18 protein-coding genes and 1 pseudogene are annotated in these 22,907 nt (G+C 67.3%); 6 read left to right on the top strand and 13 right to left on the bottom strand.

Features of this window, described 5'->3' with window-relative positions; translation table 11 throughout:
- Positions 1-111 precede the first annotated feature (111 nt).
- Together V5F84_RS17995 and V5F84_RS17990 are read left to right on the top strand one after the other, a co-directional pair.
- Positions 112-1,428, top strand: a complete 1,317-nt coding sequence (locus tag V5F84_RS17995) for a Ppx/GppA phosphatase family protein (RefSeq protein WP_394041487.1) — start codon at positions 112-114, stop codon at positions 1,426-1,428.
- 9 nt (positions 1,429-1,437) lie between these two features.
- Positions 1,438-2,181, top strand: coding sequence for an RlmE family RNA methyltransferase (locus tag V5F84_RS17990; RefSeq protein ID WP_394041486.1), 744 nt, complete (start codon positions 1,438-1,440; stop codon positions 2,179-2,181).
- Positions 2,182-2,202: 21 nt separating this feature from the next.
- Here the strand turns inward: V5F84_RS17990 and V5F84_RS17985 are convergent, their stop codons facing one another.
- The 7 genes from V5F84_RS17985 to urtA form a co-directional block, all read right to left on the bottom strand.
- A complete protein-coding gene (locus V5F84_RS17985) occupies positions 2,203-2,556 on the bottom strand; it encodes an FmdB family zinc ribbon protein (protein WP_394041485.1) in 354 nt (117 codons plus the stop codon).
- Positions 2,557-2,627: 71 nt separating this feature from the next.
- Positions 2,628-3,857 carry a formamidase gene (fmdA, locus tag V5F84_RS17980; protein ID WP_394041484.1) on the bottom strand — a complete coding sequence of 410 codons (1,230 nt, stop codon included), beginning with the start codon at positions 3,855-3,857 and terminating at the stop codon, positions 2,628-2,630.
- Between the two features lie 77 nt (positions 3,858-3,934).
- Positions 3,935-4,624: an urea ABC transporter ATP-binding subunit UrtE gene (gene urtE, locus V5F84_RS17975; RefSeq protein WP_394041483.1), complete on the bottom strand. Its 690-nt coding sequence runs from the start codon at positions 4,622-4,624 to the stop codon at positions 3,935-3,937.
- Positions 4,625-4,636: 12 nt separating this feature from the next.
- On the bottom strand, positions 4,637-5,404 hold the full coding sequence (gene urtD / locus V5F84_RS17970; protein WP_394041482.1) for an urea ABC transporter ATP-binding protein UrtD: 768 nt from the start codon (positions 5,402-5,404) through the stop codon (positions 4,637-4,639).
- A 12-nt stretch (positions 5,405-5,416) separates the two neighbouring features.
- Positions 5,417-6,556, bottom strand: coding sequence for an urea ABC transporter permease subunit UrtC (gene urtC, locus V5F84_RS17965; protein ID WP_394041481.1), 1,140 nt, complete (start codon positions 6,554-6,556; stop codon positions 5,417-5,419).
- 12 nt (positions 6,557-6,568) lie between these two features.
- Positions 6,569-7,495: an urea ABC transporter permease subunit UrtB gene (gene urtB, locus V5F84_RS17960; protein ID WP_394041480.1), complete on the bottom strand. Its 927-nt coding sequence runs from the start codon at positions 7,493-7,495 to the stop codon at positions 6,569-6,571.
- 184 nt (positions 7,496-7,679) lie between these two features.
- Positions 7,680-8,960, bottom strand: a complete 1,281-nt coding sequence (gene urtA / locus V5F84_RS17955; RefSeq protein WP_394041479.1) for an urea ABC transporter substrate-binding protein — start codon at positions 8,958-8,960, stop codon at positions 7,680-7,682.
- A 511-nt stretch (positions 8,961-9,471) separates the two neighbouring features.
- Between urtA and V5F84_RS17950 the strand changes: the two genes are divergently transcribed.
- Together V5F84_RS17950 and V5F84_RS17945 are read left to right on the top strand one after the other, a co-directional pair.
- Positions 9,472-12,843: a hybrid sensor histidine kinase/response regulator gene (locus V5F84_RS17950; RefSeq protein ID WP_394041477.1), complete on the top strand. Its 3,372-nt coding sequence runs from the start codon at positions 9,472-9,474 to the stop codon at positions 12,841-12,843.
- On the top strand, positions 12,833-13,765 hold the full coding sequence (locus V5F84_RS17945) for a response regulator (RefSeq protein WP_394041476.1): 933 nt from the start codon (positions 12,833-12,835) through the stop codon (positions 13,763-13,765). The genes V5F84_RS17950 and V5F84_RS17945 overlap by 11 nt, the downstream gene beginning before the upstream one ends.
- A gap of 50 nt (positions 13,766-13,815) precedes the next feature.
- Here V5F84_RS17945 and V5F84_RS17940 read toward each other — a convergent pair whose 3' ends face one another.
- On the bottom strand, positions 13,816-14,064 hold the full coding sequence (locus tag V5F84_RS17940; RefSeq protein ID WP_394041742.1) for a hypothetical protein: 249 nt from the start codon (positions 14,062-14,064) through the stop codon (positions 13,816-13,818).
- A gap of 154 nt (positions 14,065-14,218) precedes the next feature.
- On the bottom strand, positions 14,219-14,806 hold the full coding sequence (locus tag V5F84_RS17935; RefSeq protein WP_394041475.1) for a hypothetical protein: 588 nt from the start codon (positions 14,804-14,806) through the stop codon (positions 14,219-14,221).
- Between the two features lie 242 nt (positions 14,807-15,048).
- Between V5F84_RS17935 and V5F84_RS17930 the strand changes: the two are divergent.
- Positions 15,049-16,490 (top strand): annotated as a pseudogene (locus V5F84_RS17930) (MFS transporter); the annotation flags it as partial.
- 228 nt (positions 16,491-16,718) lie between these two features.
- Positions 16,719-17,897, top strand: coding sequence for a beta-ketothiolase BktB (gene bktB, locus V5F84_RS17925; RefSeq protein WP_394041474.1), 1,179 nt, complete (start codon positions 16,719-16,721; stop codon positions 17,895-17,897).
- A gap of 1,264 nt (positions 17,898-19,161) precedes the next feature.
- Here the strand turns inward: bktB and V5F84_RS17920 are convergent.
- Genes V5F84_RS17920 through V5F84_RS17905 form a run of 4 tightly spaced genes read right to left on the bottom strand, consistent with a single transcriptional unit; the run spans position 19,162 to position 22,907 of the window.
- A complete protein-coding gene (locus tag V5F84_RS17920) occupies positions 19,162-20,268 on the bottom strand; it encodes a 3-hydroxyacyl-CoA dehydrogenase (protein ID WP_394041473.1) in 1,107 nt (368 codons plus the stop codon).
- Positions 20,265-20,657 carry a DUF6285 domain-containing protein gene (locus V5F84_RS17915; RefSeq protein WP_394041472.1) on the bottom strand — a complete coding sequence of 131 codons (393 nt, stop codon included), beginning with the start codon at positions 20,655-20,657 and terminating at the stop codon, positions 20,265-20,267. Before V5F84_RS17915 ends, V5F84_RS17920 begins: the two co-directional genes overlap by 4 nt.
- Entirely contained in the window at positions 20,654-21,706 is a 1,053-nt protein-coding gene (locus tag V5F84_RS17910; RefSeq protein ID WP_394041471.1) for a phosphotransferase family protein, read from the bottom strand. Before V5F84_RS17910 ends, V5F84_RS17915 begins: the two co-directional genes overlap by 4 nt.
- Entirely contained in the window at positions 21,696-22,907 is a 1,212-nt protein-coding gene (locus V5F84_RS17905; RefSeq protein ID WP_394041470.1) for an acyl-CoA dehydrogenase family protein, read from the bottom strand. The genes V5F84_RS17910 and V5F84_RS17905 overlap by 11 nt, the downstream gene beginning before the upstream one ends.

The following is a 22,907-nucleotide window of genomic DNA, read 5'->3' as shown; positions in this document are numbered from 1 at the left end:
GAGACGCACGGGTCCGAGAGGGACCCGGAGCGCTCTTGCCAGGAGAGCGAGGCGGAGCCTTGCTTTCCTTCGATCCGCACCGCCTTCGGCGGGGATATGGCGGAACCGGCGGTGCTTGATCAGTGCCCCGAGGCGGACCCGCGCGCCGGGCCCTGTGCCGATGCGGCGCCGATCTTTCCCGCGCAGGCCCCTCGCCCGCAAACCGTTCCGGCTCAGGCCCTGGGACGGCGCGATGAGGCCTTAGGTGCCGCATGGGGCTCCGCGCCGAAGGTCGCGGGACCGGCGTCGGATCAGCGGCCGGCCGGTGCCGGCAGCCGCGGCCCCGCACGGGCCGACGAGGCCTGCGGCACCGAGGAAAGCGAGGACCCGCGCGGCCCGGCGGCGCCCGATCCCGCCTCCGCGCACGCCCATGTGGGGGAGGGCCAGCAGGCCGTGCCCTCCTGCGACCGCATCTATGCCGCGCTGGATCTCGGCACCAACAATTGCCGCCTGCTGATCGCCCGTCCCACCGCCCGCAATTTCCGCGTGGTGGATGCCTTCTCCCGCATCGTGCGGCTGGGCGAAGGGCTCTCGGGCAGCGGGCGCCTCGGCGCTCCGGCCATGGGGCGCGCCATCGCGGCGCTGGAAGTATGCGCCGGCAAGATCGCCGCCCGCGGTGTCTCGCGCGCCCGCATCATCGCGACCGAAGCCTGCCGGGCGGCGGAGAACGGCGCCGATTTCTGCGCCGAGGTGGAGCGCCGCACCGGCCTTGTGCTGGAAGTGGTGGACCGCCGCACGGAAGCCGGCCTTGCCGCCTCCGGCTGCGCGCCGCTGGTGGACCCGAGCTGCGACGGCGCCATTCTGTTCGATATCGGCGGCGGCTCGACCGAAGTGGTCTGGCTCGGCCGCCGCGCGGCGGGGGACGACGGGCCGCCGCGCGCCCGCATCCGCTCCTGGGCCTCCATGCCCGTGGGCGTGGTCTCGCTGGCCGAGCGCCATGGCGGCGTGAAGGTGTCCCGCGCGCTGTTCATCAAGATGGTGGACGAAGTCCTGGATATGCTGGAAGGCGTGCGCCAGAGCTGGGGCGTGCGTCCGCCGGGCCGCATCCATTTGCTCGGCACGTCGGGAACTGTGACGACGGTCGCCGGTATCCACCTCGGTCTCGAGCGCTATGATCGCGCCCGCGTGGACGGCGCCTGGCTCCATGCCCGCGACATCAATGAGGTGGTGGACCGCCTCGTGGACATGTCGTTCGAGGAGCGGGTTTCCAACCCCTGCATCGGCGCGCAGCGGGCGGATCTGGTGCTCGCCGGCTGCGCCATCATGGAGGCCGTGCGGGAGGCTTTTCCCACGGATCGGCTGCGCGTCGCCGATCGGGGCTTGCGCGAAGGCATGCTGGTGCAGTTGATGCGGGCGGACGGGGCCTGGCGTCGCCATCGGTCCCAATAGGAGCATCGCGTGACCAATCCAACCCGGGGCCCGGATGGGCGGCCGCTGAAAGTGCGCGTGAAAAACGCCCGCAGCCGCACCACCTCCTCGCAGAAATGGCTGCAACGGCAGCTCAACGACCCCTATGTCGCCCGCGCCAAGCGGGAGGGCTATCGCTCGCGCGCGGCCTATAAGCTGATCGAGATGGACGAGAAGGCGCACCTGCTCAAGAAGGGCATGCGCATCGTCGATCTCGGCGCCGCCCCTGGTGGCTGGAGCCAGGTGGCCGCGAAGAAGATCGGCCTGGAAGAGGGGCGCGGCAAGATCGTCGCCATCGACCTGCTGGAGATGGAGCCGGTGACCGGCGTGATCTTTGAGCAGTTGGACTTCCTGGACGAGAAGGCCCCGGCGCGGCTCTTGGAATTGCTGGACGGGCGGGCGGATATCGTCATGTCCGACATGGCCGCCAACGCCACCGGCCACAAGAAGACCGACCATATCAAGATCGTCGCCCTGGTCGAACTGGCGGTGGAATTCGCCCGGCAGGTGCTGGCGCCCGGCGGCACCTTCCTCGCGAAGGTGATCCAGGGCGGCACCGAAGGTGTTCTGCTCGCGGACCTGAAGCGGGATTTCACCTCCGTGAAGCACCTCAAGCCGGCCGCGAGCCGGGCGGATTCGGCGGAACTTTATGTTCTGGCGACCGGTTTTCGCGGCAAGGCCGATCCTCTGCCGGGCGAGGAGGGCTATGCGCCCATCGGGCAATCCGCCCACTGAGGCTTTTCGCTTCGCACCGGCCTAATGGCTGATCATCCAGGGGCGCGCGGACGGGAAGCTCTTGGCGCCGTTCTGCGCGGTCTTGGTGCGGCTTTTCATCTTGCCCGAACAGCAGCCGCAGCCGGGGCCGTGCTTGGATGAAGCCTGCGTCGCCGCGAACTGGCCCACGCTCATCGGCGCGTTTGCGCTGCGCTCATTGGTGGAAAGCGCGGTGCGGCGACCGGCATCCATATTGGCGAGCCGCGGCGCGCTGAGGATGGCGCGGGGCGAAGAGGCCGCGCATTCCGGGCAGGCCTGGGGATGGTTGTATTCGCTCATGGGCCGGGTCTGCGTGAAGGGGCCGCAGGCGTCGCACATATAATCATAGACCGGCATGTCGCCCTCGTTTCTGGCGTTCCTCGCGGGAGACCGGGGCGCGCACGCCCCGGCCGGTGACGCGTCCGCGATCACAAATCGGGCGACAGCGGCATGTCGATGGAGCCGTCCAGGAATTTGGTCGGTCCCGCCGCGGTTGGATTGATGTCGAAGTCGAAAATCTCGGTGGGCAGCCAGAGCGTGGCGCAGGCGTTGGGAATGTCCACAACGCCGGAGATGTGCCCCTGCACCGGCGCGGTGCCGAGGATGGAATAGGCCTGGGCGCCGGAATAGCCGAATTTCTTCAGATATTCGATGGCGTTGAGGCAGGCCTGGCGATAGGCGACATGGACGTCCAGATAATGCTGGCCGCCGGCCTCGTCCACCGAGATGCCCTCGAAGATCAGATAGTCCTTGTAGTTGGGCGTGATGGGCGAGGGCTTGAAGATCGGGTTCTTGATGCCGTACTTCGCCATGCCGCCCTTCAGCACATCCACCTTCAGATGCACCCAGCCGGCCATCTCGATGGCGCCGCAGAAGGTGATTTCGCCGTCGCCCTGGGAGAAGTGCAGATCGCCCATGGAGAGGCCGCCACCGTCCACATAGACCGGGAAATAAATCTTCGAGCCGCGCGAGAGATCCTTGATGTCGCAATTGCCGCCGTGTTCGCGGGGCGGCACGGTGCGGGCGCCCTCGGCCGCCGCCTTGGCCTTGGCCTCGCCGGTGAGGCGCCCCATGTGGGCGGTGGGGCCAAAGGGCGGGTTGGCGAGCGGCGGCACGCGGGTCGGGTTGGTCGCGATGAAGTCCACCTCGCGCTTGTTCCACGTGTCCAGGAGCTTGGGGTCGGGCAGGCAGCCGATCAGGCCCGGATGGATCAGGCCGGCGAAATTCACCCCCGGAATGTGCCGGGACGAGGTGAACATGCCCTTGAAATCCCAGATGGATTTCTGCGCCTGGGGGAAATGGTCGGTCAGGAAGCCGCCGCCGTTCTTCTTGGAGAAGAAGCCGTTGAAGCCCCATTGGCTGTCCGGCATGGCGCCGATATCCAGCAGGTCCACCACCAGCAGGTCGCCCGGCTCGGCCCCCTTCACTCCGATGGGCCCGGAGAGGAAGTGCACGATCGACAGGTCGATGTCGCGCACGTCGTCGGCGCTGTCGTTATTCTGGATGAAACCGCCGGTCCAGTCATAGGTCTCGACGATGAAGTCGTCGCCGGGCTTCACCCAGGCCACCATGGGAATATCCGGGTGCCAGCGATTGTGCACCATGTCGTTGTCATAGGCGGACTGGTTGAGATCGACCTTAATCAAAGTATCGGCCATGGACAGCTCCCAGCTTGCTTGAGTCTCTTGGGCGAAAAGGAGAATTTTGGGCGGATGGATGGGGCGAGGCGGCAGCCTCACACCGACAGGAATTTCGCCACCTTGGCTTCGTCGATGTCGGCGCGGAGGTCCTCGTGGACGATGGCGCCGTTTTCCAGCACCAGCACCCGGTCGGCGATGTCGAGGGCGAACGAGAGCACCTGCTCCGACACCACGATGGAGAGGCCCTTTTCGTCGCGGATGCGCTTCAAGGTGCGCGCCATCTCGCGGATGATGGAGGGCTGGATGCCCTCGGTGGGCTCGTCCAGCAGCAGCACCTTGGGCTTGGTGGCGAGCGCCCGGGCAATCGCAAGCTGCTGCTGCTGCCCGCCGGAGAGATTGCCGCCGCGCCGGTGCTTCATGTCCAGCAGCACCGGGAACAACTCGTAGATGTCGCCGGGCACCTTTGCTGCGCCGGAGGAAACGAGGCCGGTCTCGATATTTTCCTCCACCGTCATGGCGGAGAAGATCATGCGGCCCTGCGGCACATAGGCGATGCCTTTCGCCACGCGCTCATAGCTCTTCAGCGCCGTGATCTCGCTCTCAGCCAGCGATACCTTGCCGGAGCGGGTGGGCACCACGCCCATGAGCGATTTCATCAGCGTCGTCTTGCCCATGCCGTTGCGGCCCATGACGGCCACGATCTCGTTGGGCGCGACGGTAAAATTCAGGCCGTGCAGAACCTCGCTCTGCCCGTAGGAGACGACGAGGTTGGAAACGTCGAGCATGTTTTCGCCCCCTCAATGGCCGAGATAGACTTCGATCACCTTCGGATCGGCCTTCACCTTGGCCATGGATCCTTCCGAGAGGATCTTGCCCTGGTGCAGGACCGTGACCTTGTGGGCGATGTCCTCGACGAACTTCATGTCGTGCTCGATCACGATCACTGAGCGGTCCTTGATGATGGTGTTGAGCAGTTCCGCCGTCTTCTTGCGCTCGGCGACACTCATGCCGGCCACCGGCTCGTCGAGCATCAGGAGCTCGGGGTCCTGGATCAGCAGCATGCCGATCTCCAGCCATTGCTTCTGCCCGTGGCTGAGGAACTCGGCCTTGCGGTGGAGCTGGTCGGCGAGAAAGATGGTCTCGGCCACGTGCTGCACACGCTCGCGCACCTCCGCATCGCGCTTGAAGGCGAGCGCGCCGAGCACGCCGCGGCCGCGCGGGAACGAGATTTCCAGGTTCTCGAATACGGTCAGATCGTCATAGATCGAGGGGTTCTGGAACTTGCGCCCCACCCCTTTGCGGACGATCTCGTATTCTTTCAGCTTGGTCAGTTCCGTGCTCTTGAACTTGACCGAGCCGGAGGTCGCCTTGGTGCGCCCGCAGATCAGGTCCAGCACCGTGGTCTTGCCGGCGCCGTTGGGGCCGATGATGACGCGGATCTCATTCTCATCCACGTAGAAGGACAGGTCGTCCACCGCCTTGAACCCGTCGAAGGAGACGGTGAGCCCTTCCACCGCGAGCAGGAAGTCGGGGGCGATCTGGTCGGTGATGGGTGCGGCGTTCATGGGTCTTGCTCCTCACTCGGCCAGGGTCGGGGCGGCGCCGGGGGCGGCATCGGCACCCGGGCCGCGCTTGCGGGCGAAGAGCGCGTCGATGCGCGGCTCGACATAGGCGCGGTAGAGGCCGGCGAGGCCGTTGGGGAAGAGCAGCACCACGGCGATGAACAGGCCGCCGAGGCCGAACAGCCAGAGCTCCGGAAAGCTTTCGGAAAATGAGGTTTTCGCCCAGTTCACCAGCAGCGTGCCGTAGACCGCGCCGAGCAGGGAGAGCCGCCCGCCCACCGCCGCATAGATCACCATCTCGATCGACGGCACGATGCCGACGAAGGAGGGCGACATGAAGCCCACCTGCAAGGTGAACATGGCCCCGCCGATGCCCGCCAGCGCGGCCGCGAAGCAGAACACGAAGATCTTGTAGCTCGCCACGTCATAGCCGGAGAAGCGGACCCGATCCTCCTTGTCCCGCATGGCGACCAGGATGCGGCCGAGCTTCGAGCGGCGGATGAACTGGCACAAAAGGATGCAGCCGATCAGCAGGCCGCCGTTGACGAAATAAAGGATGGTCTTCGCGCTGTCGGTGCGGATGTCCCAGCCGTGCAGGGTGCGCAGGTCGGTGATGCCGTTGATGCCGCCGGTATAGCCCTGCTGGCCGACGATCAGGATCGTCACGATCGCCGCCATGGCCTGGGTGATGATGGCGAAATACACGCCGCCCACGCGCCGCTTGAACAAGGCGAACGCGATGACCAGGGCGAGGAGCGCCGGCACCAGGACCACGGCGGCGAGCGAGAAGCCGAGCGATTTGAACGGCACCCAGAAGAAGGGCAGCTCGGTGATCTGGTTCCAGTCCATGAAGTCCGGGATGCCGGGGGTGGACTGGATCTTCGTCGCCTCCGGGCTGGAGGCCTCCAGCTTCAGATACATGGCCATGCAATAGCCGCCGAGCCCGAAGAACACGCCCTGGCCAAGGGAGAGGATGCCGGCATTGCCCCAGCACAGCACCAGGCCGACGGCGACGAAGGCATAGGTGAGATATTTCCCCACCATGTTGAGGCGGAAGGGTTCGAGAAGTGCCGGCAGGATCACGAACAGCAGGGCCGCCAGGATCAGCACGCCGACGAGGTCCTTGGAGCGCAGGGTGAAAGCTTCGCTTTGCATGTGTGGCGCTCCTCAGCGGCGGACTTTGAGGACGAACAGGCCCTCGGGGCGCACCATCAGGATGCCGACGACCACCATGAGCGTCAGCACTTTGGCCATGGAGCCGGACATGAAGAATTCCATGGTCGACTGGGCCTGGGAGATGGTGAAGGCCGAGGCGATGGTGCCGAGCAGGCTCGCGGCCCCGCCGAACACCACCACCAGGAAGGTATCGACGATGTAGAGCTGGCCCGCCGTCGGCCCGGTGGAGCCGATCATGGTGAAGGCGCTCCCCGCGATGCCGGCGATGCCGCAGCCGAGGCCGAAGGTGGTGCGGTCCACCCGCTCGGTATTGATGCCCACAGCCCCGGCCATGGTGCGGTTCTGCATCACGGAGCGCACCTGCAAGCCCCAGCGCGAGCGATACATCAGCAGATAGACCGCGCCGGCGATCAATGTGGTGAGGCCCATCACGAACAGGCCGTTGATCTGCACTTCGATGGTGTCGGTGACCGGGAGCGAGCCCATCATCCACTCGGGCAGTTCGACCCCCACCTCGCGCGCGCCGAAGATGGAGCGGAACGCCTGCTGCATGATCAGCGACAGTCCCCAGGTGGCGAGCAGCGTGTCCAGCGGGCGCCTGTAGAGGAAGCGGATCATGCTCCATTCCACCAGCATGCCGAGCGCGCCGCTGGCAAGGAACGCGACCGCCATCGCGACGAAGAAATAGATGGGATAGAGGCCGGGCAAATAGGTCTGGAAGAGTTGCGAGGTGAGATAGGTCATATAGGCGCCGAGAATCATGAATTCGCCGTGAGCCATGTTGATGACGCCCATCTGGCCGAAGATGATGGCGAGGCCGAGCGACATCAATACGAAGACCGAGAACAGGATCAGGCCCGCGAACGCCTGCATGGCGAAGATGGAGCCGAGTTCTCCGAGCGAATATCCCATGAACATTCCAGCACCCCATTGAATCCGTTGCCATATTCCCTCTCCCGCTTGCGGGGGAGGGTTAGGGAGGGGGCCGCCGCCGGCCGAAACGTGCGGGGCCAGAGGGGAAGTTTCGTCTGCCCCCTCCCCAGCCCTCCCCCGCAAGCGGGAGAGGGGGCCTGTTGGGCCAGCCCCGGCGGTCAGCGCCCGCTCACTGATAGCCCTTGGGGAACGGGTTCGGCTCCACCAGCTCGGAGGTCTCGAACACCACGTCGTATTGCCCGTCCGGGCGGGCCTTGCCGACGCGGGTCTTGCTCCACAGATGGTGGTTCTCGTGGATGCGGACATAGCCTTCCGGCGCCTTGTCGAAGGCAACGCCGGGGGAGGCGGCGGCGATCTTGTCGATGTCGAACGAGCCCGCCTTCTCCGCCGTGAGCTTCCACAGCCAGGGACCGAGATAGGCGGCCTGGGTGACGTCGCCGATGACGATCTTGTCGCCATAGGTCTTCTTGAACGCCTCGACGAACGCCTTGTTGTTGGGATTGTCGAGGGACTGGAAGTATTTCATGCAGGCGAAGGCGCCTGCGATATTCTCGCCGCCGATGCCCAGGATCTCGTCCTCGGTGACCGAGATGGTCAGCAGGGTCTGCTTGGACAGGTCGATGCCCGCCGCCTTGAGCTGCTTGTAGAAGGCGACATTCGAGCCGCCGACGATGATGGCGTAGATCACGTCGGGCTTGGTGAGCTTGATCTTATTGATGGCCGAATTGAACTGCGTATGCCCCAGCGGGAAATATTCTTCGCCCACAACCTTGAGCTTCAGGAAGTTCTCGATGTGCTTGCGCGCGATCTTGTTGGAGGTGCGCGGCCAGATATAGTCCGAGCCGAGGAGGTAGAAGGTCTGCGCTCCGCGCTCCTTCACCACCCAGTTGAGGCCGGCGATGATCTGCTGGGTCGCTTCCTGGCCGGTGTAGATGACGTTCTTGGACTGCTCCAGTCCCTCGTAGAAGGTCGGGTAGTAGAGCATGCCGTTATATTGCTCGAACACCGGCAGCACCGCCTTGCGGGAGGCGGAGGTCCAGCAGCCGAACACCGAGGCGCACTTGTCCTGCACCAGCAGCTTTTTGGCCTTTTCGGCGAAGGTCGGCCAGTCGCTGGCGCCGTCTTCCTGGATGTATTTGATCTTGCGGCCGAGGATGCCGCCGGAGGCGTTGATCTGGTCGATCGCGAGCTTCTCGGCCTGGACCGAACCGGTCTCGGAAATCGCCATGGTGCCGGTGACGGAATGCAGGATGCCGACCGTGACTTCGGTGTCGGTCACGGCAAGTCCGGTCGTATTCACAGCCAAGGTCGCCGGGGCCTGAGCCTGGGCGACGCCGGAGAACAACGTCGTCGCAGGAATAAGGGAAGCAAGAGGCAGCGCAGCTGCACCTTTCAAGACATCCCGGCGCGTTGCATTCATCTTGCTGTTGCGATCATCGCCACCCGACATAAAGGTTCCCTCCAGCGCATTACGGATCGAACACAGGAAAATTGGTCCTGCTTGTCCGCCATGGTTCCGGGGATGATGCGTCGCAGCAATACGGTGATTGACGTATATGGCGCCGCCGGGAAACCCATATGATTGGTTTGGCAGGGAGGTTTTTCGCCACGCTATTTAATTCGCGCGCGCGGGCGCGCGTACACGCAACGTGCAGGCGCGCCCGCGTCTCTCTTGGCAGACGGGAATATTGAATACTGGTCGTGGCGGCGGAGGAAATGCTTGCGGATTGGTCAGAACACCCCCGCAGCCGCGATAAATTCAGCCACCCGACGAGAAATAGGCTGTGGCATAATGAATTATCTTGGGGATATCGCCTCGGCGCGTCATGGCCGGGCGGGTCCCGGCCAGCCGGGCGGTCCCGCCGGTGCGGTCAGGCGGAGTGGGGCGGGCGGTGAGGCGGGGAGGCTCGGCGCGGGCCGGGCTTGACGGCAGGGGAATTCAGGGGCCGGACGGGGAACATATGGCCGGGGAACAGCGGATCGTTCGCATCAGACGCCAGTACAACAAATGGGTCGTCAACGAGACCCTGGAAGACTATGCCCTGCGCTTCACCGCCAAGAGCGCGCGGCGCTGGTCGTCGTTCCGCGTCGCCAATACCGCGCTCGGCGCCATCTCCTTCCTGGCGCTGGAAGCCATCGGCGGGGCGATCACCCTGTCGTTCGGCTTCACCAATGCCATCGCCGCGATCCTGGTGGTGAGCGCCATCATCTTCGCCGCCGGCTTCCCGATCTGCTTCTACGCCGCGAAATTCGGCGTCGATATCGACCTGCTCACGCGCGGCGCCGGCTTCGGCTATATCGGCTCCACCTTCACCTCGCTGATCTATGCCTCCTTCACCTTCCTGTTCTTCGCCATCGAGGCGGCGATCATGTCGCTGGCGCTCGAGATGTGCTTCGGCATTCCGCTGGCGCTCGGCTACATCATCAGCGCGTTGGTGGTGATTCCGCTGGTGACCCACGGCATCACGCTCATTTCCCGGTTCCAGATGTGGACCCAGCCGGTGTGGCTGGCGCTGCACATCATTCCGCTGGCCTATATCGCCTTCACCCATGGCGAGGATCTGTCCGCCTGGACGGATTTCACCGGGCGGCTCGGGCCCGCGGACGGAAGCTTCTCCTGGCTCGCGTTCGGCGGGGCATCCACCGTGGTGTTCGCCCTGGTGGCGCAGATCGGCGAGCAGGTGGATTTCCTGCGCTTCCTGCCGCGCCGGGAAAGCAGCCGGCGGCTGAGCTGGTGGGTGAGCCTGCTCGCCGCGGGGCCGGGCTGGATCGTGCCCGGCGCGCTGAAGATGATGATCGGCTCGTTCCTCGCCTATCTCGCGCTCCAGCACGGGATCGGCCTCGACCATGCCGCCGAGCCGACCCAGATGTATCTGGTCGCCTTCGGTTCCATGTTGCCCTCGCAACAGGCGGCCCTCGCCTTCACCGGGGTTTTCGTCATCATCTCCCAGCTCAAGATCAATGTGACGAACGCCTATGCGGGCTCGATCGCCTGGTCGAACTTCTTCTCGCGTCTCACCCATTCGCACCCCGGCCGCGTGGTGTGGCTGGTGTTCAATGTCGCCATCGCCCTGATGCTCATGGAGCTTGGCATCTACAAGGCGCTGGACGAGATCCTCGGGCTTTATGCCATCGTCGCCATCGCCTGGGTGGCGGCGCTGGTGTCGGACCTCGTGGTGAACAAGCCGCTCGGCCTTTCCCCGCCGAACATCGAGTTCAAGCGCGCCCATCTTTACGACATCAATCCGGTGGGGGTGGGCTCGGTGGCGCTGGGCACGGCGGTGGCGGTGCTGGCCTATTCCGGGCAGTTCGGCCGCATGCTCCAGGCGTTCGCGCCGTTCGTGGCGCTTGCGGTGTCGTTCCTCGCGGCGCCGGCCATCGCACTCGCCACCAAGGGGCGCTATTACATCGCCCGCCAGACCAAGGTGCAGTGGCGCGGCAAGGGCACGATCCGCTGCTGCGTGTGCGAGCACAAGTTCGAGCATGAGGACATGGCCCAGTGCCCGCTTTATGCCGGGCCGATCTGCTCCCTGTGCTGCTCGCTCGATGCCCGCTGCCGCGACCGCTGCAAGGAGGATGCGCGCGCCGCCGACCAGATCCTCGCCTTCCTCGCCGCCACCTTGCCGCGCTGGGCGGTGCGGCGGCTGAACTCGCGCGTCGGACATTACATCGCGATCCTGGCGACGCTCGCCTCGCTGATTGCGGCGATTCTCGCCATCATCTATTTCCACGCCACGTTTGAATCCCCTGCCTATGGGGTGGCGATCCGCACCACCTTGTGGACGGTCTATTTCGTCCTGATCATCGTCGTGGGGGTGGTGGCGTGGCTGTTCGTGCTGGCGCAGGAAAGCCGCAACGTGGCGCAGGAGGAGAGCCAGCGCCAGACGACGCTTCTCATGCGCGAGATCGAGGCCCACAAGCGCACCGACGCCAAGCTCCAGCGCGCCAAGGAGGTGGCGGAGGCGGCCAATCTCGCGAAAAGCCGCTATGTGGTGGGCATCAGCCATGAATTGCGCACGCCGCTGAACGCCATCCTCGGCTATGCCCAGCTGCTGGAGCGCGACACCGCCATTCCCGCCGGCCGGCGCGATGCCATCCGCGTGGTCCGCCGCAGCGCCGAGCATCTCTCCGGCCTGATCGACGGGCTGCTGGACATCTCCAAGATCGAGGCCGGCCGCCTGCATCTGAACCGGGACAAGGTGCGCATCCACGAATTGCTGGATCAGATCGTGGACATGTTCCGCTTGCAGGCCCAGGCCAAGGACATCGACTTCCGCCACACCCGCTCGGAGCGGCTGCCGCCGCAGGTGTTCACCGATGAAAAGCGGCTGCGGCAGATCCTCATCAACCTGCTGTCCAACGCCATCAAGTTCACCGCCGCCGGCCACGTCGCGCTGCGGGTCTCGTTCCGCAACCAGGTGGCGGAGTTCGAGGTGGAGGACACCGGGCTCGGGGTGGCGGAAGAAGACCGCGCGCGCATCTTCGAGCCGTTCGAACGGGGCGGCAGGGCCGGCACCTATAATACCGCCGGCATCGGCCTCGGGCTCACCATCACCAAGCTGTTGACGGAAATCATGGGCGGAGAAATCGTCCTGAAGACCGGGCCGCAGGGCGGTTCGATCTTTGCCGTCCGGCTGCTGCTGTCGGAGGTCTCCACGCCGGACGACGCCGCCCCGGCCGAGCGGCGCATCACCGGCTATCGCGGCGAACCGCGCACCTTGCTGGTGGCGGACGACGATGCCGCCCACCGGGACCTGATGTGCGAATTGCTGCGGCCGCTGGGCTTCGTCGTCTTCACCGCGCCGGACGGCGTCGCCTGCCTGGAACTCGCCGCGCAGATCCAGCCCGACCTGGTGCTGCTGGATATCGCCATGCCGGGCCTCAACGGCTGGCAGGTCGCCCGCCGCCTGCGCGCCAAGGTGGCGCCGGGCGCGCGCATCATCATGATTTCCGCCAATGCCGGCGACACCGGCCGGCCCGAGGTCGAGGGCCGCCACCACGACCAGCAGATCGCCAAGCCGGTGGACCTGCGCCATCTGCTGGAACAATTGCGCGGGCTGCTGACCCTGGAATGGACCTATGACGGCGACCCGCCCGCCACGCCGGTGCCGCCGCCCGGCGAGATCATCGCCCCCGCCAACCGCCATATCGACGAATTGCTGAAGCTCGGCCGCATCGGCTACGTGCGCGGCATCCAGGCGAAGCTCCAGGCGCTGGGCGAGGAATCCCCCGATCATGCGGAATTCGTCGCGCAGATGAGCGACATCGTCCGCAGCTTCGATCTCAACCGTTACATGACCGTGCTGGAGGGTCTGCGCAGCGATGATGCATAGCGCCAAGCGACGCGACATCGTCCTGGTGGTGGACGATAGCCCCGAAACCCTGAGCCTGCTCACCGACGCGCTGGAGGAGGCCGGCATCACCGTATTGGTGGCGGTGGAGGGCGCGAACGCCCTCGCCCTGGTGGAGCAGATCACCCCCGACATCATCCTGATGGACGCCATCATGCCCGGCATGACCGGCTTCGAGACCTGCCGGGCGCTGAAGACCAACAAGGCGCTCGCCCATGTGCCGGTGATCTTCATGACCGGCCTGTCGGAGACCGAGCACATCGTCCAGGGGCTGGAGGCGGGCGGGGTGGACTATGTCACCAAGCCCATCGTGCCGAGCGAGATCATCGCCCGCATGAAGGTGCATCTCGCCAATGCGCGCCAGACCCAGGGCGCGCAGGTGGCGCTGGATGCCGCCGGGCGCTTCCTGTTGTCCGCCAATCTGGATGGGCGGGTGCTCTGGAGCACCCCGCAGGCGACCCGCCTGATGGCACAGATCGCCCCCGCCCAGCCCGGCGAAGGGTTTGTGCTGCCGGATGCGGTGCGGCTATGGCTGGAGGCGTGCCAGAGCTCGGACGCGGCACAGCGCGACGGGATCGACCTTTCGCGCCGCGCCGATGCGCCCCGCACGCTGAAGCTCGCCTATGTGGGCCAGATCGGCGGGCGCGAATTCCTGCTGCGGGTGATCGAGGAGGCCCCGGCCCAGGACGAGGAAGTCTTGCGGCGGGCGCTGTCCATCACGCAGCGCGAGGCACAGGTGCTGGTGTGGATCGCGCGCGGCAAGGCCAATCGCGACATTGCCCAGATCCTCGGCCTCAGCCCGCGCACGGTGAACAAGCATCTGGAGCAGATCTACGCCAAGATCGGCGTGGAAAACCGCGCGTCTGCCACCGCCCTGGCCGTGCGCGCCCTGTCCGGTCAATAAAAAGGCGCCCGCGGAGGGCGCCTTTCTTTGGCGTTGGACGCAAGGGGCGATCAGCGGCCCCAGCCCGGCGGCACGCCGTGCCGGGAGATCGCGTCGACGATTTCCCGCTGGCGCCGGTCGGACCGCTTCATATGCACGGCGATCACCGCATGGGCGGAAGGAATCGCGAAGAACAGGGGAAAGATCAGGCCGAGCAGCACGCACGGCACGATCAACACCAGATTGACGATCGCCGAGACGGGCTGCGCATTCAACAGCAGGCCGAGCGGCGGAAGCAAGGCGGCGACAATATAGATCATGGGCGTGACCGGCGCTCCGAGGAACCACGCTTCCATATGGGGGAGATCCGGCGCGCTTCAAGATTGCGGGGCGACGACATTGCGCGCATGTCGCCACGCCCCCATCCTCCCGCCCCCACCGGCGCCCCCGGATCGCCGCCGGCGCCGGTTCGGGTCATGAGGCGAGCCGCGGCGCCTCCTCCTCGCGCCGGGCGGCGATCCACACGCCGGCACTGTCCACGATGCCCGGCCCGGCGGAAAAGCCGGCCTTGGACAGAAGCGCCCGCAGGGCCGGCAGTGCGCCGCGCCCGGCCGCGCGCGCCACATGCACCAGCATCCAGCCCCCGCGCCGCACGAAGCTGCGGTTGCGAGCGATGGCGGCGGCGAAATCTTCGCCCGCCGCGAGGTGATCGATGATCAGCGCGTCCGCGCCGCCGTGGGCGACCCTGTCGAGATTGCGCGGCGCGCAGCCCACGTTCGTGAAGCCGGACCGCCACAGGCCGAGGGCGAGGTTGAGGCTCTCCTTGCCGAGCACGACAACGTGATCGCACGGCCGAAGATGGGCGAAGGCGGCGATTTCCTCGATCGCCCAATTCTGGCTTGGCTCTTCCGGGGCGCCGCCGCCGGCCTGCGGCGCGGCGATGGCGCACGGGCGCCGCCGTTCGCGCGCCGCAAGCGGGCTGCGCCCCGGACTGGACGGCTCGGGTTCGATTTCGGGATCGTCTTCGCGACGCCGCAAGGCGGCGGTGTTGATCTGGGGCATCGTGCCCTCCCTCAGTGACGCCAGCGCGGGGCGAACCCGACGCTGCGGCAATCAGGATGCAACAGCCCCCATAAGCGCTCCATCCGGAAGGCGGGGCGGGTGCGTAAAGCCTTCATAAACAGGCTGGAGCCTTGCCATATGCCGTACCGGAGCACGGCGGGCGGCGTGGGAAACGGACCATGGCGGGATCGAAAAAGATGGTCTAAGAGGGTGCTCCAAGCGGAGCAAGATTGCCTGCGCCCATGCTCTCCCGCCAGATTCCCCGCGAAATCCTCATTCCCCTGATCGTCGCTTGCGCGCTGTTCATGGAGCAGGTGGATTCGACCGTCATCTCCACCTCGCTCCCGGCCATCGCCAAGGCGTTGGGCGAGGATCCGGTGGCGCTGAAACTGGCGCTGACCTCTTATCTCTTGAGCCTCGCGGTTTTCATTCCCGCCAGCGGCTGGGCGGCCGATCGCTATGGCGCGCGCACCGTGTTCCGCGCGGCCATCGTGATCTTCACCATCGGCTCCATCCTCTGCGGCATGTCCACGAGCCTGTCGGACTTCGTGCTCTACCGCATCATCCAGGGCATGGGCGGGGCGATGATGGTGCCGGTGGGGCGGCTCGTGATCCTGCGATCGATCCCGAAGGCGCAGCTGGTTTCGGCGCTGGCGTGGCTCACCGTGCCGGCGCTGCTGGGGCCGGTGCTCGGGCCGCCGCTGGGCGGCTTCATCACCACCTATTTCGATTGGCGCCTGATCTTCTACATCAATGTTCCCATAGGGATATTGGGCATCGCTTTGGCGACCCGCTTCATCGAGAACGTGCGCGAGGAGGATGTACCGCCGCTCGATCTGCGGGGGCTCGTGCTCTCGGGCCTCGGCCTTTCGGGCCTGGTGTTCGGCTTCGCGGTCTTCGGGCAGGCGCTGGTGCCGCTCTGGGTGGCCGGTGGCGTGACGGCCATGGGCTTGATCGCGTTGATTTTTTACGTTCGGCACGCGCGGGTGACGCCGCATGCGGTGCTTGATCTCACGCTGCTGCGCCTGCCCACTTCCGCGCCGGCGTGATCGGCGCGTCGGTGTTCCGCATCGGCATCGGCGCCTTGCCGTTCCTGCTGCCGCTGATGCTTCAGCTGACCTTCGGCCTCTCCCCGTTCGCGTCCGGCCTCATGACCTTCGCCGCCTCGGCCGGCGCGCTGATCATGAAGACCACCGCCGCGCCGATCATCCGCCGCTTCGGATTTCGCCGGGTTCTCGTGGTGAACAGCCTGATTTCGGCGGCCTTCATCGCTTCTAACGCGCTGTTCACCCCGAATACGCCGACCTTCGTCATCATGGCGGTTCTGCTCATCGGCGGCTTCTTCCGCTCGCTGGAATTCACCGCCCTGAACGCCATCGCCTATGCCGATGTCGAGCCGTCCTCCATGAGTCGGGCGACCTCGTTCGCCAGCGTCGGTCAGCAGGTGTCGATCTCGCTCGGCGTCGCCACCGCCGGCATCATCCTGGAGGTGATGCGCGACCTGCGGGGAGAGACCAATCTGGTGCTGGCGGATTTCACGCCCGCCTTTCTCATCGTCGCGCTGATCAGTGCCTCCTCGGTCATCAGCTTCCTGCGCCTGCCCAAGGATGCGGGGGCGGAAATGGCGGGGCGCAAGGTCTCGCCCGCCGAAAAGGACAGCCTGCCGGACCCGCGCGGCGAGGTGCAGCCGAACCCCTGACCGGCGGCCGCCTGCCGCGGCGGCCGATCATGGACATGATGAATGGCCGCGCCGGCCCCGTGCCCATTGCGCGATGGCCGCTCCCGGGTTTAGGCCGGAAGCCGATCGGCGGTCCGCCCGCGCTCGGGGCAGGCCAATTGCGTTTTCGCATTTTCTTCACGCGAACCGATGTCCACTTCGCTCGAAAATGCTCTGGGGAGGCTTAAGAACAGCATGTCTCAATCCGTCATGATCATGTCCGGCGTGCGCACCGCCATCGGCACCTTCGGCGGCGCGCTCGCCTCGGTCCCGCCGACCCGGCTCGGCAGCCTGGTGGTGGCCGAGGCGCTGAAGCGCGCGCAGGTGGAGGGTGCGGAGGTGGGCACCGTGGTGTTCGGCCATGTGATCGTCACCGAACCGCGCGACGCCTATCTCAGCCGGGTCGCGGCCATGGAAGGCGGCATCCCCAAGGAGGTGCCGGCCATGAATGTGAACCGGCTCTGCGGCAGCGGCGCCCAGGCGGTGGTCTCGGCGGCGCAGGCGATTCTTCTCGGCGATTGCGATGTGGCGGTGGCCGGCGGCGCGGAATGCATGAGCCGCTCGCCCCATCTTTTGTCCACCTCGCGCTTCGGCCAGCGCATGGGCGACATGGCCGCCTCCGACCTGATGATCGGTGTGCTCACCGACCCGTTCGGCCATGGCGGCATGGGCATCACCGGCGAGAATGTGGCCGAGAAATGGAACATCACCCGCGCGGCACAGGACGAACTCGCCCTCGCCAGCCAGCAGCGTGCCCGCGCGGCCATCGATGAGGGCCGCTTCCACGACCAGATCCTGCCGGTGACGGTGACGGTGGGCCGCAAGGAAACCGTGTTCGATACCGACGAGCATCCCAAGGCGACCACCGCCGAGATCCTTGCCGGCCTGCGCGCCGCTTTCAAGAAGGGCGGCACGGTCACCGCCGGCAATTCCTCCGGCATCAATGACGGCGCGGCGAGCCTCGTGCTGATGGCGGAGGATCGCGCGGCCCGATCCGGGAAGACGCCGCTCGCGCGCATCGTCGGCTATGCCCATGCGGGCGTGGAGCCGGGCGAGATGGGCATCGGCCCCGTGCCGGCGGTGCGCAAATTGTGCGAGCGCACCGGCCTCAAGGTGTCCGATTTCGACGTGATCGAATCCAACGAGGCGTTCGCCGCCCAGGCCTGCGCGGTGGCGCGGGAATTGGATTTCGATCCCGCCAAGCTCAATCCCAACGGCGGCGCCATCGCGCTCGGCCATCCGGTGGGCGCCACGGGGGCGATCCTGGTGGTGAAGGCGCTGAACGAGCTGCAGCGCATCGGCGGGCGCTACGGCCTCATCACCATGTGCATCGGCGGCGGCCAGGGCATCGCCTTGGCCATCGAACGGGTGTGAGGACGGATCGACATTCGGCGGCGGGGTGCATCGTCGTGGCGCCTGACGGCAAGTGCGCGCCCTTGTCTTTCTTTCGCCGGTCGTCGTTTTTTGCGCGTCATGGCCGGGCGTGTCCCGGCCATCCCCGCCGGGCCGCCTAGCCGGCGCACGCGCTTCGCGCTTGTGCGATGGAAGCGCCTGCGGCGGGTTTTGTGCGCTGGGTCCCGGCTCGCGTTCCACGCCTGCGGCGTTCCACTTGGCTGGGATGCGGTGGGGCCGCCTGCATGCCCGTTCCTGTCCCGGCCCAGCGACGGCCATGCCGGAGCGCCGAGCCGGGACCCAGGGGAAAAGACGGCGCAGCCGGCGCACGCCCTTGCGCGCCTGCGATGGAAGCGCCTGCGGCGGTTTCTTGCACTGGGTCCCGGCTCTGCGTTCCACGCCTGCGGCGTTCCACTTGGCTGGGACGCGGTGGGGCCGCCTGCATGCGCGTTCGCGTCCCGGCCCAGCGACGGCTTTGCCGGAGCGCCGAGCCGGGACCCAGGGAAAAAGACGGCGCAGCCGGCCCACGCCCTTGCGCGCCTGCGATTGAAGCGCCTGCGGCGGTTTTTTGCGCTGGGTCCCGGCTCGCGTTCCACGCCTGCGGCGTTCCGCTTGGCCGGGACGCGGGTGGGGTCTCCTGCATGCGTGTTCGTGTCCCGGCCCAGCGACGGCTTTGCCGGAGCGCCGAGCCGGGACCCAGGGGAAAAGACGGCGCAGCCGGCGCACGCGCTGTGCGCCTGAGATGGAAGCGCCTGCGGCGGGTTTTCTGCGCTGGGTCCCGGCTCTGCGTTCCACGCCTGCGGCGTTGCACTTGGCCGGGATGCGGGCGGGGTCTCCTGCGTGTGTTCGTGTCCCGGCCCAGCGACGGCCTTGCCGGAGCGCCGAGCCGGGACCCAGGGGAAAGACGGCGCAGCCGGCGCATGCGCTGCGCGCTTGTGCGATGGAAGCGCCTGCGGCGGGTTTTGTGCGCTGGGTTCCGGCTCGCGTTCCACGCCTGCGGCGTTCCACTTGGCCGGGACGCGGGTGGGGTCTCTCCGGCATGCGCGTTCGTGTCCCGGCCCAGCGACGGCCTTGCCGGAGCGCCGAGCCGGGACCCAGGAAAAAAGACGGCGCAGCCGGCGCACGCGCTGCGCGCTTTGGGGGTTGAAGCGCCTGCGGCGGGTTTTTCCGCTGGGTCCCGGCTCGCGTTCCACGCCTGCGGCGTTCCACTTGGCTGGGACGCGGGACCGGACTCCGGGAATGGGATTCAGGAGGCGCGGTCGGTGCGGTTCGGCTGAAGATCGAACAGGGCGGGTTGCGGGTGCCCGTCGCGGGCGCACAGGCGGGCGAGCGCCGCCTTCACGGCGGCGGGACCCGCGCGCTCCATGAGGGCGCAGGGGCCGAGCGTGAAGCGCAGGGCGAGCTGTGCCCCCTTGTCCATGTCGGCGGGCGAGGATGCGCCGGCGTTCAGCAATTCCAGGGCCGGCACGAACAGCGCGCCGAGAAGCCGCTGCTTGATCTCGTCGGCGATTTCGAGGGACGGCGCGGCATCCTCGGAAACCTCCCAGGCCGCACCGCTCTCGCCCTGCCGCGCCAAGGCGGCGCAGGCGCGATAGAAGGGGCCGAGGGGCGAGAGATTCTCCATGGCGTGGGCGGCGACCGTCGGCCCGATGAGGTTCATCACCTTGAACGGACCGGCGGCGACGCCGAGCCGCTCCCGGGCCACGAAGTCCACCTCGGAGGGGCTCGCCCGCAGGTCCTGAACGATATGGGCCGCCTCATTGTAATAGGGGCAGAAGAAGCGGTTGACGACGAAGCCCGGCGTGTCGGCGCAGCGCAGCGGCACGCGGCGGGTCTGTTCCAGGAAGGCGAGGGCGCGCGCCACGGTTTCCGCCGAGGTCTTCGCCGCCCGCACCACTTCCACGAGGGGGCTCACCTCGGCCGGGCTGAAATAATGCAGGCCGAGGACGCGCGCCGGATCGGGCAGACCGTCGGCGATGTCGCCCACCTTCAGGGCGCTGGTATTGGTGGCGACGATGCTGCCGCGCGCGATGTGTGGCGCAAGCTCCGCGAACACGGCGCGCTTCACCGCCAGATCCTCGAACACCGCCTCGATGATGAGGTCGCACGCGCCCACGTCCGCGAGACCGCCCGCGCCCCGGATGCGGGCGAGGGCGGCCTGGGCATCCTCGGCCGTCATGCGGTCGGAGGAGACCCAGCGCGCATAGGTCCTGGCGGCGCGGGCCTTGAGGGTTTCAATCGCGTCCGGGCGCGCGTCATACAGGAGCACGTCGAGGCCGTGGCGTGCGGCGTCGAGGGCGATGCCGCCGCCCATCAGGCCGGCGCCGAGCACGCCGAGTTTTGGCTTGGTCATTTCGTCTGGTCCTCAAGGAGGGCATCGACCTCTTGCCGCTCCGCCCGCCGGAGGGCGCCGGGACGGGTGCGATAGGTCGCGATCAGGCTGTGCCGCAGCAGCGCGGCATGAAGGCCGGGAGCGGCGTCGTGCGCGCCGGCGCGGATCGCGGCGCACAGCGCGGACGCGGAGGGCGCCGGCGCCGCTTCAAGGCAGGCCGCTTCCGCTTGGCGCGCGGCGGGCGCGGTTTCCAGTTCGCGGGCCGCGATGGCGCAAGCATTGGCCACCATGGCCGCCTGATAGCGCTGGTCGCCGGAAAGATGGGGCGCGATCTCCTCCTGCAAGGTCCGGCGCGCGATGGCGAGCAGGTCCGCGCCGAAGGTCTGGACGGGCGGGGTGTGGCCGGTCATGGGCGCATCTCCCAGGCGGCAGGCGCGGTGGCACGCAGGATAGCCAGTTCCAATTCGTCGGCGATCCGTCCGGTGAGGGCGAGTTCCAGCGAGCTTTCCTGCCCGCTCGCATGCCGCGCGCCCTGCTGAAGCGCGATGATGGCCCAGCGGATATGGGCCATCACCTCGAAATAGCGCACGCGGGCATCGTCCACCGGCCGGCCGCTTTCGGCCGCGTAGCCGGCATAGAGATCGGCGCGGTCGCCCATGCCGCCGGCTTCCAGGTCGGGCCGGCCGAAGCGCCAGCATTCGGCGCAGAACCAGCCGAGATCGGACGTGGGATCGCCCCAGCCGGCGAATTCCCAATCCAGAATGGCGGTCACGCCGGTGGCGTCGAGCATGTAATTGCCGGTGCGAAAATCGCGATGGATGAGGCGGATGTCTCCCGGCGGCGGGGCGGCAACCTCGCCCCAGCGCAGGCCCCATTCCAGCGCCGGGCGGGGGGCGCCGAGTGCATCCAGCGCGGCGCGCAGGTCGGCGATGTCGGCGCGGGCGAAATCCTCCGGCGGCAGGGGCAGGAAGGCGAGGGCGGCGTGGGGCGGGCGCACGCGGTGCAGTTTCGCCATCTCGGCCCCGAGCCGGCGCAGCAGCGATGGCCGGTCGCCTCCGAGCGCGGGGTCCTTCACGACCCGCGGGCCGAGCGCGGTGCCCTCCACCCGCTCCATCAGCGCAAAGGGTGTGCCGAGCAGGGAGGCATCGGCGCAGGCGAGGATCGGGCGGGGCACGGTGACGCCCGCCGCGTGCGCGACCTTGATGATCTCGAATTCCGCCACCCGGCCATGGCTGGAGCCCACCACGCTCGGCGCATCCTTGCGCAGGACGTAGGAGCGCTCGCCCGCCTCCGGGCCGCCCGCGATGGTGAGGTCGAGCCGCCAGTTCTGCTGGATCGCGCCGCCCTTCAGCAAGTGCGCGGCGCGCGGCACGACGGCGGTGGCTTCGAGTTCGCGCGCGAGATAGCCGGCGAGCGCGTCGAGGGGCAGGCCCGCTTCGGGAGGCCCCTCACTTGCCATGGGGGCCGCCCCAGCGCCAGAAATCCTGGCCTTCCCGCGCATAATTTGCGGCCAGCACCATGTCGTGCACCTCGCTCGCGCCGTCCACCAGCTTCGCCTGGCGGGCGTAGCGATAGATCCATTCGAGCGGCGTGTCCTTGGAATAGCCCTTGGCGCCGCAGAGCTGGAGCGCGGTGTCGGCGCACAGGTGGAGCGTCTCGGCCACATGGTTCTTGGCCATGGAGATTTCCTTGCGGGCCTTGTCGCCGGCATCGAGCAGCCAGGCCGCCTTCATCACCAGCAGGCGGCCCACCTCGATCGCCGAGGCGGCGCGGCCGAGCTTGATCTGCACGCTTTCCCGGTCGGCAAGGCGGATGCCGAAGCCGGTGCGTTCGCTGGCATAGGCATGGCCGATCTCCAGCGCGCGCTTGGAAAGGCCGAGCCAGCGCATGCAATGGGTGAGACGCGCCGGGCCGAGGCGGATCTGGGTGACGCGCAGGCCGTCGCCTTCCTTCATCAAGACGTTCTCGGCCGGGATCTCCAGGCCGTCGAAGATCAGCTCGCAATGCCCGCCGTGCTCTTCCGGCCCCATGATCTCGATGCGCCGCGCGATGCGCCAGCCGGGCGCCTTGGCATCGAACAGGAAGGCCGTGAGGCCGGTGCGCGGGTCGTCCGAGGTGCGCGCCATGACGATGAAGCGCTGCGCCGCCTCGGCGCCGGTGATGAACCATTTGCGGCCGGTGATCACATAGCGATCGCCGCGTTTTTCCGCGCGCGTCAGCATCATGCCGGGGTCGGACCCGCCGCCGGGATGGGGCTCGGTCATGGCGAAGGCGGAGCGCATCTCACCGGCGATCACGGGCTTCAGCCACCAGTCCTGCTGTGCGGGGGTGGCCACCTTGGACATGAGCATCATGTTGCCGTCGTCGGGGGCGGCGGCATTGAAACAGGCGGGGCCGAAGATGGAGCGGTTCGCCTCCTCGTACATGGCGGCCTGCCCCACCATGCCGATGCCCATGCCGCCGAGCGCCTGCGGCACCTGCGGCGCCCACAGGCCTGCGGCGCGGGCCTTCGCGCGCACCCTCTCAAGCACCGGCTCGGCGATGTTGTCATGGGCGTCATAATTCGCCCGGTCCTCTTCGAGCGGCAGGATGTGATCGGCCACGAAGGCGCGCGTTTGGGCGCGGACGGTCTCGATATGCGGCGGAAGGGAAAAGTCCAT

The sequence above is a fragment of the Roseixanthobacter liquoris genome, assembly GCF_043195135.2.
Taxonomy (GTDB): Bacteria; Pseudomonadota; Alphaproteobacteria; order Rhizobiales; family Xanthobacteraceae; genus NCEH01.
This window is presented reverse-complemented; position numbering and strand designations above follow the sequence as displayed.

Bases quoted from the DNA above. Each gene is read 5' to 3' on its own strand.
- urtA (WP_394041479.1), bottom strand. From the start codon at position 8,960: ATGTCGGGTGGCGATGATCGCAACAGCAAGATGAATGCAACGCGCCGG.
- urtE (WP_394041483.1), bottom strand. From the start codon at position 4,624: ATGCTCGACGTTTCCAACCTCGTCGTCTCCTACGGGCAGAGCGAGGTT.
- bktB (WP_394041474.1), top strand. From the start codon at position 16,719: ATGTCTCAATCCGTCATGATCATGTCCGGCGTGCGCACCGCCATCGGC.
- V5F84_RS17940 (WP_394041742.1), bottom strand. From the start codon at position 14,064: ATGATCTATATTGTCGCCGCCTTGCTTCCGCCGCTCGGCCTGCTGTTG.
- fmdA (WP_394041484.1), bottom strand. From the start codon at position 3,857: ATGGCCGATACTTTGATTAAGGTCGATCTCAACCAGTCCGCCTATGAC.
- urtB (WP_394041480.1), bottom strand. From the start codon at position 7,495: ATGTTCATGGGATATTCGCTCGGAGAACTCGGCTCCATCTTCGCCATG.
- V5F84_RS17905 (WP_394041470.1), bottom strand. From the start codon at position 22,907: ATGGACTTTTCCCTTCCGCCGCATATCGAGACCGTCCGCGCCCAAACG.
- V5F84_RS17915 (WP_394041472.1), bottom strand. From the start codon at position 20,657: ATGACCGGCCACACCCCGCCCGTCCAGACCTTCGGCGCGGACCTGCTC.
- V5F84_RS17935 (WP_394041475.1), bottom strand. From the start codon at position 14,806: ATGCCCCAGATCAACACCGCCGCCTTGCGGCGTCGCGAAGACGATCCC.
- V5F84_RS17985 (WP_394041485.1), bottom strand. From the start codon at position 2,556: ATGCCGGTCTATGATTATATGTGCGACGCCTGCGGCCCCTTCACGCAG.
- urtD (WP_394041482.1), bottom strand. From the start codon at position 5,404: ATGAACGCCGCACCCATCACCGACCAGATCGCCCCCGACTTCCTGCTC.
- V5F84_RS17950 (WP_394041477.1), top strand. From the start codon at position 9,472: ATGGCCGGGGAACAGCGGATCGTTCGCATCAGACGCCAGTACAACAAA.
- V5F84_RS17920 (WP_394041473.1), bottom strand. From the start codon at position 20,268: ATGACCAAGCCAAAACTCGGCGTGCTCGGCGCCGGCCTGATGGGCGGC.
- V5F84_RS17910 (WP_394041471.1), bottom strand. From the start codon at position 21,706: ATGGCAAGTGAGGGGCCTCCCGAAGCGGGCCTGCCCCTCGACGCGCTC.
- V5F84_RS17945 (WP_394041476.1), top strand. From the start codon at position 12,833: ATGATGCATAGCGCCAAGCGACGCGACATCGTCCTGGTGGTGGACGAT.
- urtC (WP_394041481.1), bottom strand. From the start codon at position 6,556: ATGCAAAGCGAAGCTTTCACCCTGCGCTCCAAGGACCTCGTCGGCGTG.